13 protein-coding genes and 1 riboswitch are annotated in these 14,702 nt (G+C 71.0%); all 13 genes read right to left on the bottom strand.

From position 1 onward, the window contains the following. Positions 1 to 17: 17 nt before the first annotated feature. Complete coding sequence (locus ACFT4A_RS20905) at positions 18 to 1,319, bottom strand: class I SAM-dependent methyltransferase (protein WP_382832276.1); 1,302 nt, start codon at positions 1,317 to 1,319, stop codon at positions 18 to 20. Between the two features lie 205 nt (positions 1,320 to 1,524). Further along, the gene (locus tag ACFT4A_RS20900; RefSeq protein WP_184598197.1) at positions 1,525 to 2,913 is read right to left on the bottom strand and encodes an NAD(P)/FAD-dependent oxidoreductase; all 1,389 of its coding nucleotides are present in this window, start codon (positions 2,911 to 2,913) and stop codon (positions 1,525 to 1,527) included. A gap of 421 nt (positions 2,914 to 3,334) precedes the next feature. Then, positions 3,335 to 4,276, bottom strand: coding sequence for an exopolyphosphatase (locus ACFT4A_RS20895; protein ID WP_382832275.1), 942 nt, complete (start codon positions 4,274 to 4,276; stop codon positions 3,335 to 3,337). After that, positions 4,273 to 4,803 carry a DUF501 domain-containing protein gene (locus ACFT4A_RS20890; protein ID WP_376390708.1) on the bottom strand — a complete coding sequence of 177 codons (531 nt, stop codon included), beginning with the start codon at positions 4,801 to 4,803 and terminating at the stop codon, positions 4,273 to 4,275. The genes ACFT4A_RS20895 and ACFT4A_RS20890 overlap by 4 nt, the downstream gene beginning before the upstream one ends. Positions 4,804 to 4,868: 65 nt before the next feature. Continuing rightward, positions 4,869 to 5,345 carry a septum formation initiator family protein gene (locus ACFT4A_RS20885; protein ID WP_376390706.1) on the bottom strand — a complete coding sequence of 159 codons (477 nt, stop codon included), beginning with the start codon at positions 5,343 to 5,345 and terminating at the stop codon, positions 4,869 to 4,871. Positions 5,346 to 5,464: 119 nt separating this feature from the next. Next, entirely contained in the window at positions 5,465 to 6,745 is a 1,281-nt protein-coding gene (gene eno / locus ACFT4A_RS20880) for a phosphopyruvate hydratase (RefSeq protein ID WP_382832273.1), read from the bottom strand. A gap of 257 nt (positions 6,746 to 7,002) precedes the next feature. Then, positions 7,003 to 7,704 (bottom strand): transglycosylase family protein, encoded by a 702-nt coding sequence (locus ACFT4A_RS20875; protein ID WP_382832271.1) that lies wholly within the window; start codon positions 7,702 to 7,704, stop codon positions 7,003 to 7,005. A 4-nt stretch (positions 7,705 to 7,708) separates the two neighbouring features. Beyond that, a riboswitch (cyclic di-AMP (ydaO/yuaA leader) is annotated at positions 7,709 to 7,875 on the bottom strand. Between the two features lie 228 nt (positions 7,876 to 8,103). Then, entirely contained in the window at positions 8,104 to 9,072 is a 969-nt protein-coding gene (locus ACFT4A_RS20870) for a transglycosylase family protein (RefSeq protein WP_382832269.1), read from the bottom strand. Positions 9,073 to 9,220: 148 nt separating this feature from the next. Beyond that, positions 9,221 to 10,507: a cytochrome P450 gene (locus tag ACFT4A_RS20865; protein ID WP_382832267.1), complete on the bottom strand. Its 1,287-nt coding sequence runs from the start codon at positions 10,505 to 10,507 to the stop codon at positions 9,221 to 9,223. A 45-nt stretch (positions 10,508 to 10,552) separates the two neighbouring features. Continuing rightward, positions 10,553 to 11,560, bottom strand: coding sequence for a nucleoside triphosphate pyrophosphohydrolase (locus ACFT4A_RS20860; RefSeq protein ID WP_382832265.1), 1,008 nt, complete (start codon positions 11,558 to 11,560; stop codon positions 10,553 to 10,555). A gap of 131 nt (positions 11,561 to 11,691) precedes the next feature. Next, on the bottom strand, positions 11,692 to 12,339 hold the full coding sequence (locus tag ACFT4A_RS20855; RefSeq protein WP_382832263.1) for a SurA N-terminal domain-containing protein: 648 nt from the start codon (positions 12,337 to 12,339) through the stop codon (positions 11,692 to 11,694). A 152-nt stretch (positions 12,340 to 12,491) separates the two neighbouring features. Next, on the bottom strand, positions 12,492 to 14,030 hold the full coding sequence (locus tag ACFT4A_RS20850) for a protein kinase (protein ID WP_382832261.1): 1,539 nt from the start codon (positions 14,028 to 14,030) through the stop codon (positions 12,492 to 12,494). Then, complete coding sequence (locus ACFT4A_RS20845; protein WP_382832259.1) at positions 14,027 to 14,638, bottom strand: hypothetical protein; 612 nt, start codon at positions 14,636 to 14,638, stop codon at positions 14,027 to 14,029. Before ACFT4A_RS20845 ends, ACFT4A_RS20850 begins: the two co-directional genes overlap by 4 nt. Positions 14,639 to 14,702 lie beyond the last annotated feature (64 nt).

Genomic DNA, 14,702 nt, shown 5'->3' with positions numbered 1-14,702 from the left:
AGGGGGCCTTCGCCGTGTCAGTTCCAGGTGCGGGCGCGCAGGGGCATGCCCGACTCCCCGGATTCGGGGGCCCGCACGGCCAGGACCTGGTTCACGCCGATGCGGTTGCGCTCGAAGGCGACCGCGCAGGCGGCCATGTACAGGCGCCAGACGCGGGCGCGGCCGGGGCCGGTGAGCCGGACGGCACGCTTCCAGTCGGCCTCCAGGCGCGTGACCCACCGGCGCAGCGTGAGGGCGTAGTGCTCGCGGATCGACTCGACGTCGCGCACCTCGAACCCGGCGCGCTCCAGCTGGGTGACGGTGACGCCGATGGGCTGGAGCTCGCCGCCGGGGAAGACATAGGAGTCGATGAACGCGTCGACCTCGTACGTCGTCTCGTCCCGCTGCGGGCGGCGGGCGATCTGGTGGTTCAGGAGCCGTCCGCCGGGCTTGAGCAGGTCGTACAGGCCGTCGGCGTACTCCAGGTACCGGTCGGCGCCGACGTGTTCGGCCATGCCGATGGAGGAGATCGCGTCGTACGGCCCGTCGCGGACGTCGCGGTAGTCCTGTACGCGGATCTCGATCCGGTCGGTGAGGCCCTCGTCGGCGACGCGCTTGCGGGCGTAGGCGGCCTGCTCCTGCGAGAGCGTGACGCCGACGACGCTCACGCCGTGCTCGCGGGCGGCGTGGATGGCCATGGAGCCCCAGCCGCAGCCGACGTCGAGCAGCCGCTGACCGGGTCTCAGGCCGAGCTTGCGGCAGACGAGTTCGAGCTTGTCGTGCTGGGCCTTTTCGAGGGTGGCGTCCGGGCTGTCGGGGCTGTCCCAGTAGGCGCAGGAGTACACCATGGACGGGCCGAGGACGATCTCGTAGAAGTCGTTGCCGACGTCGTAGTGGTGGCTGATGGCGCGTCTGTCGCTGCGCTTGGTGTGCAGGTGGCGGCGGGGGGCCCGGGCCTCCTCGGGAGGCGGGGCGGGCGGCAGCGGGGACCCGGCGAGCCTGACGAGGCCCCGGACCGCGGAGCGGACCTCGGGGTCGCGCAGGGCCTGGGTGAGGGTGCGGGCGTCCTCGCCGCGCTCCCAGATGTCTCCGGCGAGCAGGTCGAGGGTGGTGTAGAGGTCGCCCTCGATGTCCAGGTCGCCCGCCACCCAGGCGCGGGCCAGACCCAGTTCGCCCGGCTTCCACAGCAGGCGGCGCAGGGCTCGGCGGTGGTGTACGACCAAGGTGGGCGCGCCCGGCGGGCCCGCCTGCGAACCGTCCCAGGCGCGGATGCGCACGGGGGGTGGTGCTCCCAGCAACTGTGCGAAGAGGCCCTGCAGCCGCAGCGCGGCGTCTGCCATGGTGTACACCTCCGTGACGGGGAATCCCGGAATGTCCGACACCACGTAAACACCTGCGGGGCCTCACCGCAGTCCCCGGCACGCGTCATCTCTGAGCAAAACCGCCACTTCGCCCACCCGGCGGGTGAGTTCCGTACAACGCCGAAGGACCTCCCGCACCACGGATGGCGGGAGGTCCTTCGTCAGACGGGCGACCGGGGGAGGGTCAGGAGGCCTTGGCCTTCTCCTCGGTCTTCTCCTTCGGCGCGGCGGCGACCGGGGCCGGCTTGGCGGCCTCGTAGAACTCCTCGCGCGGCGTCTCCATCGCTCCGAGGGAGACGACCTCGCGCTTGAGGAACATCGCCAGGGTCCAGTCGGCGAAGACGCGGATCTTGCGGTTCCAGGTCGGCATCGCCAGACCGTGGTAGCCGCGGTGCATGTACCAGGCGAGACGGCCCTTGAGTTTGATCTTCATCTTGCCCATGACGATCATCGCGACGCCCTTGTGGAGGCCGAGACCGGCCACCGCGCCCTTGTTGGCGTGGGCGTAGTCCTTCTGCGGGAAGCCCCGCATGCCGGAGACCACGTTGTCGCCGAGGACCCGGGCCTGGCGCAGCGCGTGCTGGGCGTTCGGCGGGCACCAGGCGTTCTCGTTGCCCGCCTTGCGGCCGACGAGGTCCGGGACCTGGGCGTTGTCGCCGGCGGCCCAGATGTAGTCGGTGCCCTTGACCTGGAGCGTCGGCTCGCAGTCGACGTGACCGCGGGGGCCCAGCGGCAGGCCGTAGCGGGACAGGGCCGGGTTGGGCTTGACGCCGGCGGTCCAGACGATGGTGCTGGAGTCGACCTCGAGGCCGTTCTTCAGCACGACGTGGCCGTCGACGCAGGAGTCCATGGAGGTGGACAGGTAGACCTCGACGCCGCGGCCCTCGAGGTGCTCCTTGCCGTACTTGCCGAGCTTGGGACCGACCTCGGGGAGGATCTTGTCGGCGGCGTCGACCAGGATGAAGCGCATGTCCTCACGGGACACGTTCTTGTAGTACTTCGCGGCGTCGCGGGCCATGTCCTCGACCTCGCCGATGGTCTCCGCACCGGCGAAACCGCCGCCCACGAAGACGAAGGTGAGCGCCTTGCGGCGGATCTCCTCGTCGGTGGTGGAGTCGGCCTTGTCGAGCTGCTCGAGGACGTGGTTGCGCAGGCCGATGGCCTCCTCGACGCCCTTCATGCCGATGCCCTGCTCGGCGAGGCCGGGGATCGGGAAGGTGCGGGAGACCGCGCCGAGCGCGATCACCAGGTAGTCGAAGGGCAGCTCGTAGGCCTCGCCGACCAGCGGGGAGACCGTGGCGACCTTGCGGTCCTGGTCGATGGTGGTGACCCGGCCGGTGAGAACCTCCGCCTTGGGCAGCACGCGTCGCAGCGGGACGACGACGTGGCGCGGGGAGATGTTGCCGGCGGCGGCTTCGGGGAGGAAGGGCTGGTAGGTCATGTACGACCGGGGGTCGACGACAGTGACGGTCGCCTCTCCGTAGCGCATCTTCTTCTGGATGCGCCGAGCTGCGTACAGGCCTACGTACCCACCGCCTACTACGAGGATCCTGGGACGCTCCGTGGTGCTCATGCCATCGAGTATCCACCCGCCTCAGGGGGGTGGCTCGTGCGCCCCTTCACAAGCTCGGGCAGGGGGTGTGTTATCCTCCGCGGCTCGCGTGATCCATGTCATGGTGACAACCGGGATCCTTTGTGCACCCCGGACCGTTGTCAATGCCGCGTGAGCTGCCTCTCTGGGCGGAAAGAGCCTCCGTGAGGCCACCCCGGAGTCCCGCTCCGGGCTCCTTCCCCGGCACCCCCATACCATGCTTCTGAACACGTTCAAAGACACCTGAGGGCCCCGGATGGGTCAACGGGGCCCTTCTTGTCGCCCTCGCGGGCCGAATTCCTTGTGAAGAACTTCACGAACTTTTCCGACGAGCTGTCGCCGGGGGGTCCGTACGAGCCCCCCGGACGCGCTCAAACGTGATCCATGCCTGCTCAGAAGCGGCCTACGCCACCGACCACGCGATGCCGTCGAGGATGTCGTGCTCGCTCACGACGACCTCCTCGGCGCCGATCCGCTCCATGATCGACAGCAGTACGAGGGCCCCCGCCGCGATCACGTCGACCCGGCCCGGATGCATGGAGGGGACGGCCGCGCGCTCGGCGTGGGTGGAGCGCAGCAGCCACTCGGTGATCTCGCGGACCCGGTCGTGGGAGACGCGGGAGTGGTGGATGGCGGCCGGGTCGTACTCGGGCAGCTCCTGCGCGATCGCCGACACGGTCGTCACGGACCCGGCGAGGCCCACCAGCGTGCGGGCCTCCCGCAGCGGGACCGTCTCCTCGGCGAGGTCGAGGGCGGCCTCGATGTCGGCCCGCATCGCCGCGATCTGCTCCTCGGACGGCGGGTCGCTCACCACGCCGTCCCTGACCAGGTGACGCTCGGTCATCCGGACGCAGCCGATGTCCACCGAGCGGGCCGCCCGGACATGGTCGTCGCCGACGACGAACTCGGTCGAGCCGCCGCCGATGTCCACGACGAGGTAGGGCTCAGGGAGGTGGTCTCCCCCGGCGAGTTCCTTGGTGGCGCCGGTGAAGGAGAACTCGGCCTCCTGGTCCCCGGAGATCACCTCGGGCTCGACGCCCAGGATGTCCAGCACGCCGCGCACGAACTCGTCGCGGTTCTCGGCGTCCCGGGAGGCGGAGGTCGCCACGAACCGCAGCCGCTCCGCCCCGTGCTCCTTGATGATCCCGGCGTACTCGCGGCACGCCGCGAAGGTCCGCTGCAGCGCCTCGGGGGCGAGCCGGCCGGTGCGGTCGACGCCCTGCCCGAGCCGCACGATCGTCATACGGCGGTCCAGGTCGACCAGGTCACCGGTGGCGGGGTCGGCGTCCGCGACCAGGAGCCGGATGGAGTTCGTACCGCAGTCCACGGCGGCGACCCGGGTCACTGCGCGGCCTCCTCGGCGTTCGTCACGCACGGGCCCTTGCGCCACCACTCCGGCAGCATCTCGATGGCCTCGTCGCCGAGCGGGTTCACGCCGGGCCCCGCGGCCAGCGAGTGGCCCACGAGCACGTGCAGGCACTTCACCCGGTCCGGCATGCCGCCCGCGCTCGGGAAGTTCTTCAGCTCCTCGATCTCGTCGCGCCGCCGGATGTAGTCCTCGTGCGCCGCCCGGTACGCCGCCGCCAGCTCGGGGTCCGAGGCCAGCCGCTCGGTCATCTCCTTCATCACGCCGTTCGCCTCCAGCGTGCCGATGGCCGAGGCGGCGCGCGGGCACGTCAGGTAGTACAGCGTCGGGAACGGCGTCCCGTCCGGCAGCCGAGGTGCCGTCTCGACGACGTCGGGCTGGCCGCACGGGCACCGGTGCGCGATCGCGCGCAGACCGCGCGGGGGCCGCCCGAGCTGCTGCTTGAAGGCCTCGACGTCCGCGTCGGTGGGCTCGGTGCGCGGGGTGGTCGGCGGGGGCGTTTCCATGGCTGTCTTCAGGCTGTCTTTCTTTGAGTCAGATATGAGTCGGACGACCGGCTGGGTCTTCGGGGTCATCGGTCGGAGGCGTCGGACTTGTCGACGCCGTCCCACACATTGGCGTACCAGGGGCGGTCGGCCGTCCCGAGCACGGCGTGCGACTGCCGCGCCGCGTGCGGGTCGACGACGATGAATCCCGTCTCCCCCGGCATGACGTAGTGCAACCGCTGCCGGATCTGCTGTTCCGCGTACGCGTCGTCCTGCCAGCGCGCCTTCTGGTCGCGCAGCCGTTCGACGCGCTGTCGGGCCTGCTGCTGTTCGCGCTGGAGGTCGTCGATCTCGGCACGCTGGGAGACGTACTCCCGCATCGGGTAGGCGAGCGCCACGATCAGCGTGCACATCACCAGGGCGAGCAGCGCGGCCCGGCCGGTCAGCCGGGAGCGGCGCGCCTGGCGCCGGGTCTGGGAACGGTAGACCCGGGCCGCGGTCTGCTCACCGAGCAGCCGGATCCTGGTCGCGGTGGAGAAACGGTCCCGGTCCTTCACGGCCATGTCTCCCCGCTCTCCCGCTCCACCGTCCAACGCGCGTACGTCCCCGGACACGGTACGGGACCGAGTACGGGGACGTACGTACGACTGGCTCAGGCTTGACCCTTATCGGGTCGCCCGGGTCAGCCCTTGAAGCGCGGGAAGGCGCTGCGGCCGGCGTAGACCGCCGCGTCGTCGAGGATCTCCTCGATGCGCAGGAGCTGGTTGTACTTGGCGACGCGCTCGGAGCGGGCCGGGGCGCCGGTCTTGATCTGGCCGCAGTTGGTGGCGACGGCCAGGTCGGCGATGGTGACGTCCTCGGTCTCGCCGGAGCGGTGGGACATCATGCACTTGAAGCCGTTGCGCTGGGCCAGCTCGACGGCGTCCAGGGTCTCGGTCAGCGAGCCGATCTGGTTGACCTTGACCAGCAGGGCGTTGGCGGCGTTCTCGTCGATGCCGCGGGCCAGGCGCTCGGGGTTGGTGACGAACAGGTCGTCGCCGACGAGCTGGACCTTGTCACCGAGCTTCTCGGTGATGGTCTTCCAGCCGTCCCAGTCGTCCTCGAACAGCGGGTCCTCGATGGAGACGAGCGGGTACGCGTCGACGAGCTCGGCGTAGTACTCGGTCATCTCGGCGGCGGAGCGGGTCTTGCCCTCGAAGGTGTAGGCGCCGTCCTTGTAGAACTCGGACGCGGCCACGTCGAGGGCGAGGGCGATCTGCTCGCCGGGGGTGTAGCCGGCCTCCTTGATCGCCTCGAGGATGAGGTCGAGGGCCTCGCGGTTGGAGCCGAGGTTCGGGGCGAAGCCGCCCTCGTCGCCGAGGCCGGTGGCCAGGCCCTTGCTCTTCAGGACCTTCTTCAGGGTGTGGTAGACCTCGGCGCCCCAGCGCAGCGCCTCGGAGAAGGACTCCGCGCCGATCGGCGCGATCATGAACTCCTGGATGTCCACGTTGGAGTCGGCGTGCGAGCCGCCGTTCAGGATGTTCATCATCGGCACCGGCAGCAGGTGCGCGTTCGGGCCGCCCAGGTAGCGGAACAGCGGCAGGTCGCTGGCCTCGGAGGCGGCGTGGGCGACGGCGAGGGAGACGCCGAGGATGGCGTTGGCGCCGAGGGAGCCCTTGTTGTCGGTGGCGTCCAGGTCGAACATGGCCTGGTCGATCAGGCGCTGCTCGGTGGCGTCGTAGCCGACGAGCTCCGGGCCGATCTGCTCGATGACCGCGAGGACGGCCTTCTCCACACCCTTGCCGAGGTAGCGGTTCGAGTCGCCGTCACGCAGCTCGATGGCCTCGAAGGCGCCCGTGGAGGCGCCGGACGGGACGGCGGCACGACCGGTGCTGCCGTCGTCGAGGCCGACCTCGACCTCGACCGTGGGGTTGCCTCGGGAGTCCAGGATTTCCCGGGCTACGACGACGTCGATGGACGGCACGAGCATCTCCTTCTTATGTGACGCGGGTACGCGGGTCACGTGGACCCGGCGAGGTGCGGGCCGTGGTGGCTCGCGACATGAGCCTAACCGGCTCGGGCCGATCGGCCACCGGGTCGCCCACCCCATGGACAGAACCGAGAGTAAATTGTTTCCGAACGGAACAAAGCCGGGACGCAAAGACCGGCAGAAAAAACCCCGCCCCGGCGCGCGTACGGGGGGAACACGCACCGGGGCGGGGAGCCCATGAGAGCCGCTGCTTACTTCAGGTGCAGCTGCTGGCCCGGGTAGATGAGGTTGGCGTCCTCGACGATGTCCTTGTTCAGCTGGAACAGCTTCTCCCAGCCGCCCTCGACCTTCTCGTCCGCCGCGATCGAGCTCAGGGTGTCACCCTTGGTCACCTTGTACTCGCCGTCGCCCTTCTTGACCTTCTTGCCGGTCGGGGTGGTGACGGTCTTCTTGGCGGCCGGGCGCTCGTCGGAGCGGGAGGCCGGCTGCTGCTGGGTCTCGCGGGACTCGGTGCTCTGCTGGCTCTGCTCGCTCTGCTGCGAGGAGCTGCCGGAGTCGTCCGAGGAGGAGGAGCCGCCGCTGGCGTTCGACAGGCCCTTGCCGCAGACCGGCCAGGCGCCCTTGCCCTGGCCCGCGAGGACCTTCTCGCCGATCTCGATCTGCTGCTCCTTGGTGGCCTGGTCGGCGGTGGCGGCGTACTTGGTGCCGCCGTAGCCGGACCAGGTGGAGGCGGAGAACTGCAGACCGCCGTAGTAGCCGTTGCCGGTGTTGATGGACCAGTTGCCGCCGGCCTCGCACTGGGCGACGGCGTCCCACTCGGAGGCGGTGGCGGCGGAAGCGCCACCGGCCGCCATCAGCGGGGCGGCGACAGCGGCACCGGTGACACCGGCGACGGCGATGGCACGGCTGGCCTTGGACGGACGACGGTGCTTGCCCTTGCTGGAAAACAGCATGGAAGGATCCCCTCACCGACGCCTGCGAGGTGAGCTGTCGGGTTCGGGCCGGTTGAGTTGCCCGGCCGCGCCCCTCCCGGGACACGGCTTCACCCCAAGCCCTTCCGGCGCAACTGGCCGGTCGGGCACCTACCTTGGGTCCCCCGCTCCTGCCTACGGCGCTTGACGCGACGACTGTTCCCGTACGGCCGCTGGCAGGATTCGGCGTTGCGGCAGCCGGGGCTCGTGGTGACGAGCGGTCCCGACCGTAGCCACGCGATCCGCCGAATTTCAAAGACGATCAGGGCTTCTGAGATCTATCTCTCACGGGCATCAAACGGGACATCAGCCGCGAAACATGACGCGAACTCGCGCTGTTTCGGGGCGACTTCCGCCCCCGTTTCCGCACTGCCCGAACCGCTACTTCTCGTCCGCTTCGCCCTCGACCGTGAGCTTCTGACCGGGGCGGATGAGGTCCGGGTCGGTACCGACGGCCTTCTTGTTGCCGTCGTAGAGCTCGTGCCATCCGCCGCTGATGCCAAGGGAGTCGGCGATGGACCAGAGGGTGTCGCCGATCCCCACGATGTAGGCACCTACGGACGAGTCGTCGGAGCCCTCGTCGCCGCGGTCGTCGCGCGAGGCGTGACGGCCCGCGGACTCGTCCGTACGGCCGTTCTCGGGCGCGTGGGCCTCGTCGGCGCTGGGGCCGCGGTGACGGCCGGAGCCGGAGTCGGTCTCGGCGGACGCCGAAGAGTCGCCGTCCTGCCGCGACTTGTCGGACTTGTCACCCTCGGGCGTGGCCGACGGGGAGCTGCTGGGCTCCTGGTCCTGGGAGGCGGACTCCTCGGAGTCGGGCGACTTGTCGGACTTGGTGGATTCGTCCTTCGAGGTCGACGACTCGTCAGAGGACGGCGAGTCGGACGATGAAGGGGACGATCCGAGAGAGTCGAGCAATCCGGACGAATCCGACGAGCCGGACGAGTCGGAGGAGTCATCCGAGTCGGACGACTCCTTGTCCTGCTCGAGGCCGGAGAGCAGCCCGCAGGTGCGCCAGGCGCCGACTCCCTGGTCGGCGAGGATTCTCTCGGCCACGGCTATCTGCTGGGAACGACTGGCCAGGTCGGCGCTCGGGGCGTAGCCGAGGCCGCCGTGGTTCTCCCAGTCCTCCTGCGACAACTGCAGGCCGCCGAAGTATCCGTTGCCACTGTTCTCGCTCCAGGCGCCGCCGCTCTCGCAGTCCGCGACCCGGTCCCAGGTCGTGCCGTCGGCCGCGCTGGCGCCGGTGGCTCCGAGGAGCGGGATCGCGATGGCGGAGCCGGTCACTCCGGCCGCGACGAGGAGGGCCGGAGCCTGGCGGGGGCGACGGTGCCGACCGTTCCCGGAGAGCATACGGAGACCTTTCGCAAGACAGCAGAGACCGGCGCGGCGGAGGGATTTCCCAGGCCGCGCCGATGATGGGTGAACGTATAGGCAGACGATCACTTGTCACAAGTTAATGCCGCGTAGATCACGTGAAGATCACAGGTCTGACGGTGTGTCACCTTTGGGCGGGCGTGGACTCCACCGGCGCGGGCGTGAACTCCACCGGCAGCGTCCGCAGCCCGCGCATGATCAGGCCGCCGCGCCACCTCAGCTCGGCCGGGTCGGCCGCGAGCCTCAGGTCCGGGAGGCGGGTGAGGAGCGTGGCGAGGGCGGTCTGGCCCTCCAGGCGGGCGAGCGGGGCGCCGAGGCAGTAGTGGATGCCGTGGCCGTATCCGAGGTGCTGGTTGTCGCGGCGGGAGAGGTCGAGCACGTCCGGATCGGCGAACCGCTCCGGGTCCCGGTCGGCGGCGGCCAGGACGACGAGGACCGGGTCGCCGGCCTCGATGTGCTGCCCGCCGATGGTGAGCGGCTGGGTGGCGAAGCGCCAGGTGGCGAGCTCGACGGGGCCGTCGAAGCGCAGCAGTTCCTCGACGCCGGTCTCCAGGAGGCCGGTCTCTCCGGCGGCGAGGGACGCCTGGAGCCGGGCACGCTGCTCGGGGTGGGTGAGCAGGGCGTAGGTACCGTTGCCGATCAGGTTCACGGTTGTCTCGAAACCGGCGAACAGCAGGATGAAGGCCATGGCGGCGGCCTCGTTCTCGGTGAGGTGCTCGCCGTGGTCGGAGGCGCGGATGAGACCCGAGATGAGGTCCTCGCCGGGGGTGGGTTCGGCGGGGAGCGCCTCCCGCTTGCGGTGGATGAGGTCGGCGAGGTAGCCGCGCATCTTCTTCACGGACCGCGCCACGCCGCCCCGGGGCCCGCCCTGGTGACGGATCATCATGCCCGCCCAGTCCCGGAAGTCGTCCTGGTCCTCGCGGGGGACGCCGAGCAGGTCGCAGATGGCGTAGATGGGGAGCGGGAAGGCGAACTCGTGGATCAGGTCGGCGGACCCCTGCTGCGCGAACCCGTCGATGAGACCGTCGGTGAGCTCCTGCACCCGCTGCTCGAACTCGGCGACCCGGCGGGGCGTGAACGCCTTGGACACGAGCCGCCGCAGCCGGGTGTGGTCCGGCGGATCGATGTTGAGCAGATGCGTCATCAACTCGGCCTTGCGCTCACCGGGGATACCCGTCTTGCCCTTGGCGTGGGCGGGTTCGTGGTGATGCGCCGGGTTCTTGGAGAGCCGGTTGTCGGCGAGGGTCTGCTTGGCATCGGCGTACCGCGTGACCAGCCAGGCCTCCACACCGCTGGGCAGCTTGGTCCGGTGCACGGGGGCGTGCTCGCGGAGCCAGGCGTAGGCGGGGTAGGGGTCGGTGGCGAACTCCCACGAGAACAGTTCGGGCACCCCGGGCACTTCATGTCGCATGCCATGACCCTACGCAGCGATCGGAGCACCTCACGGCCGCTGCCCTCAGCCCTCGGTCTTCCTGATCGCGTCCCGGTAGGCGCGGGCCGCCGCTCTCAGGGCCGCCTCCGGGTCCACGCCCTCCGATTCGGCGCGGACCGCCAGGGCCAGGAGGTCGTAGCCGATGCCTTCGACGGGCGGAAGCGGTATGTCCAGGTTCGCTGTGCGGGCCCGGGAGGCCAGCTTGGCGGCGAGGGCCAGACCGGGCTGGCCTAGGGGGATGCCCTCGGTGACGGAGGTGCGCTGCTTCTCGACCGCCTTGGTGCGCAGCCAGTGCTCCTTGACCTCCTCTGGGGTGGTGGCCGTCTCGTCGCCGAAGACATGCGGGTGGCGGTGGATCAGCTTGGCGACGATGCCGCCGGCGACGTCGTCGATGGAGAACGGGGTCTCCAGATCCTCCTCGGCGATGCGGGCGTGGAAGACGACCTGGAGGAGGACGTCACCGAGCTCCTCGCGCAGTTCGTCGCGGTCGCCCTCCTCGATCGCCTCGACGAGTTCGTACGCCTCCTCGATGCCGTACTTGGCCAGGCCCTTGTGGGTCTGCCGGGACGACCAGGGGCACTCGGCACGGATGCGGTCCATGACCTGGACGAGGTCGAGGAGGCGGGCGCCCGGCAGGTCGTAGGAGGCGGGGAGCAGCTCCAGCTCCGGCATGTCGACGCGGCCGGTGCCGGCCAGGCGGGCCAGGCCGTCCGTGAGGACCGGCTCGCCCTCGCCGGTCGCCACGACGACCACCGTGCGGCCCCCGGCGCAGGTGTCGACCAGCTCCTGGGCGGCCGGGGAGGCCTCGTCGACGGCTATCCCCGCCTCGCGCAGATAGGGCAGCTGCGGGTGGGTGCCGTCCGCGCACAGCACCTGGTCGGCCGCGTGCAGTGCCTGCCAGGCGGGCCAGGAGAGCAGGCCGGGGGCGACGCGGTGGCTGGTGGTGAGCAGGACGATGCGGCCGGGGGCGGCGTGTGTGCCGGGGGCGGCCTGCTCGGGTCGCGGGGTGGCTTCGGGGCTGTTGGCGTTCACGATTCGAAGCTATCCCACGTCGCCGACAGCCCCCGAAGTTATCCACAGGCCGCAGATCCTGCGGCGCCGGGATTGTCCACAGGCTCCGCGAGGGGCGGGGCCTACCTCCACAAGCCCGCGGAGGGGCGGGCCTACATGCCCTGCTGCGTCTGGGCCGCCGTCACGTCCCGCACCCACGGCGTCTTCGCGTCGGCGCGGCTGCTCTTCTGGACGTCCCAGGCGCCGTAGCGCGGGTTGAGGTCGACGTCCAGGTCCTTGGAGGCCTCGGACAGGGCCTTCCAGAACTCGGGACGGCTGGTGTCGGTGTTGAGTTTCTCGGCGAGCTTCTGGGCCTCGAGCTGGAGGCGGAGGTTCTCGTCCAGGCGCTCCGGCGGGATGCCGTACTGCTGGAGCCAGGTCGTCTCCAGCGCCTTGGCGCCGCCGGCCTGCTCCTCCAGGCCGGACCGCATCTCCTGGATCTCCCTGCGGGTGACGGTCACCCCGGCGTCCTCGGCGGCTCGGTGCAGCACCCGGTCGAGGACCATGGTGTGCAGGGTGTCGCGGGTGAGGGTGCCGGTCCGGGCGATGGCCTGCTGGTACTGGGCGTCGTTCCGCACGGTCGCCCGCTGGGCCGCGCGTACCTCGCCGACCCGCTCCTCCAGCTGGGAGACGGTGATCCGCTGCCCGCCGACCACGGCCGCGGCGCCGGGATGCGCGTCGTTTCCGCAGGCGGTGAGGAGGGGCGCCGCGGCGGCGATCGCGGCGGTGAGGACGAGCGCGGTGCGACGGCGGCGGTGCAAGGGAACCTCCCGAGGAGATTGTGCGACGGTGCACAAGGTCTTGCGTTGATCGATGTTAGGCAGTGGGCGGGCTCTGGCCAACCCATTCGACCAACGATTCACCAGGACTTCCGGCACCGCCGCGCCGCCCCGAGCCGGGTGAAGCGCGGGTGCTAACCGCGGACCTGCCCCAGCCACTGCAGCGTCCGGCGGATCTCCGTGCCCAGCGGGTGGCCCGGGCCGTGGGTGCGCTCCACGTCGTGCAGCAGCCGGGCGAGGGTGTCGTGGGCGGCGCCGCGGTCGCCGAGGGCGAGCAGGAGATGGCCGATGCGGCGGCGCACGTCGTGCGCGAGTTCGGGACCGCCGGCGGCGACGTACTGGTTCTCGTAGTAGGGCAGCACCGCCCGGTACTCGGCGAGCGCGGCGGCCGGTTCGCCCAGCTGTTCGAGGCACTGGGCGGCCTCGTAGCGGAAACGCAGGGACTGCGGGTCGGCCTGGCCGGCCTCGGCGGCACGTTCGTCGGCGAGGCGGCGCAGCTCGGGCAGGGCGCGCCGGTACTGGCCGTCGTCCAGGAGCGTGGCCGCGTACTGCTTGCGCAGGGTGCGGACGACCGGGGAGTGCTCGCCGTGCTGTTCGGCGGCGGCGGGCAGGGTCGCGCCGAGGATGTCGACGGCCTGGGTGATGCGGCCCTCGCCGAGGAGCCGTTTGACCTCGTCGACGGCGCGGGCGATGTCCGTCTTCCCGGGCGTCTCGGTGACGGGCGTGGCGGGCGCGGGCTGGGGCGCCGGGGTGCGCGCTCGGTCGGGCCAGGGGGCGTGCGGGCGCAGGAACGGGCGGGTGGGGTCGAGGGGTGCTCCGGTGGGCGTCCCGCGCGCGGGCAGGAGCAGCTCCAGATGCTCGTAGACCTCCTGCGCGGAGGCGGGCCGGTGCTGCGGGTCCTTGGCGAGGAGGCGCAGGACGAGGGCTTCCAGGGCTTCGGGGACCTCGGGGCGGGTACGGCGCACGGGCAGCGGGGGCTCGTAGAGGTGCCGGTGCAGTACGCCGAGGGCGGTGGAGCCGGAGAACGGGACGTCGCCGCTGAGCAGTTCGTGCAGGACCACGCCGAGGGCGTACAGGTCGGTGTACGGGCCGACCGCGCCGCCCATCGCCTGCTCGGGGGCCATGTAGGCGGGCGATCCTATGGGGGTGCCGGTGTGGGTGAGGCGGGTGGTGTCCGTGTCCATGACGGAGGCGATGCCCAGGTCGAGGACGGTGACCGTGCCGTCCTGCTTCACCATCACGTTGCGCGGCTTGAGGTCGCGGTGGACGATCGGCACGGCGTGCACAGCGCTGAGCACGGCGCACAGTTGCGCGGCGACCGCAACCGCCCACTGCCAGGGGTAAGGGTCGCGCTCGGCGAGATGGCCGGCGAGGTCGGCGCCGTCGATGTACTGCATGACGAGGAACAGCTCCTCGCCCTCACTGCCCGCGTCGTGCACCGTGACCAGGCCCGGGTGGTCGACCTGCGCGGTCACCCGGCACTCGCGCACAAAGCGGCGGCGCAGTTCCTCCGCGTCCTGCCCGGCCACCTTGTCGGGGCGCAGCAGCTTCACCGCCACCCGCCGGTCGAGGCGCTGGTCGTACGCCGTCCAGACCTGTCCCATGCCGCCCTGGCCGAGGAGCGTGGACAGCTCGTAGCGACCGGCGACGACACGTCCCGCCGCCGCGCTCATCTGCCGCCCTCGGTGGTGCCACCGGGGTGGCCTTCGCCCTCGTGCCGGCGCAGGTAGTCGCTGAGTTCGTCGAGTTCGGCGCGTACCTGGTCGATGCGGGCGGGGGCGGGGCGCTGCGGCGACGGCGGGCCGGGGTGCGGGGTGTCGCCGGCGACGGGTGGGTGCGGCGGCTGCTGGGGGACGGGCGTGGACGTGGGGGCGTAGGGCGGCGCGGGGTGCGGATAGCCGTACGGGGTGTGCGCCGCCGTCTGCGCGTGGGGCGACGGGTAGCCGGTGAACTGCCGCGGCTCGCTGTGGTGGCCGATGTCCACGATCAGGAACCAGATGGAGGCGCCCAGGCCGATCAGCAGCATCACGGCCAGCGCGATGTCGCTGCGGTAGTCGCCCTCCGGCAGGGTGCCGACCACCGCGAAGCACGCGATGGACAGCGGCAGACTCACCCAGGCCAGCGCCCAGTGAAGGCCCCGTCCGCGCAGGACGGCCACCCGGAACAGCGGTACGCAGGCCAGCACGCCGCACGTGAGGAATCCGGCCGCGGCGAACAGCACGCGCAGGGAGATGACCGTTGCCGCGCTACGGGGAGGCGGCGCCGCGCCGTGGCCGTACATGACTGCTCCTGGACCGGTGAGCCGATGGGGACGGATGTGCGAGTGACAGAGCCCGGATGGGAGT

Origin of the sequence: Streptomyces sp. NPDC057099 (assembly GCF_042671245.1) — a bacterium.
Taxonomy (GTDB): Bacteria; Actinomycetota; Actinomycetes; order Streptomycetales; family Streptomycetaceae; genus Streptomyces; species Streptomyces purpurascens.
This window is presented reverse-complemented; position numbering and strand designations above follow the sequence as displayed.

Bases quoted from the DNA above. Each gene is read 5' to 3' on its own strand.
- ACFT4A_RS20865 (WP_382832267.1), bottom strand. From the start codon at position 10,507: ATGCGACATGAAGTGCCCGGGGTGCCCGAACTGTTCTCGTGGGAGTTC.
- ACFT4A_RS20870 (WP_382832269.1), bottom strand. From the start codon at position 9,072: ATGCTCTCCGGGAACGGTCGGCACCGTCGCCCCCGCCAGGCTCCGGCC.
- ACFT4A_RS20845 (WP_382832259.1), bottom strand. From the start codon at position 14,638: ATGTACGGCCACGGCGCGGCGCCGCCTCCCCGTAGCGCGGCAACGGTC.
- ACFT4A_RS20890 (WP_376390708.1), bottom strand. From the start codon at position 4,803: ATGGAAACGCCCCCGCCGACCACCCCGCGCACCGAGCCCACCGACGCG.
- ACFT4A_RS20875 (WP_382832271.1), bottom strand. From the start codon at position 7,704: ATGCTGTTTTCCAGCAAGGGCAAGCACCGTCGTCCGTCCAAGGCCAGC.
- ACFT4A_RS20885 (WP_376390706.1), bottom strand. From the start codon at position 5,345: ATGGCCGTGAAGGACCGGGACCGTTTCTCCACCGCGACCAGGATCCGG.
- ACFT4A_RS20850 (WP_382832261.1), bottom strand. From the start codon at position 14,030: ATGAGCGCGGCGGCGGGACGTGTCGTCGCCGGTCGCTACGAGCTGTCC.
- ACFT4A_RS20900 (WP_184598197.1), bottom strand. From the start codon at position 2,913: ATGAGCACCACGGAGCGTCCCAGGATCCTCGTAGTAGGCGGTGGGTAC.
- ACFT4A_RS20905 (WP_382832276.1), bottom strand. From the start codon at position 1,319: ATGGCAGACGCCGCGCTGCGGCTGCAGGGCCTCTTCGCACAGTTGCTG.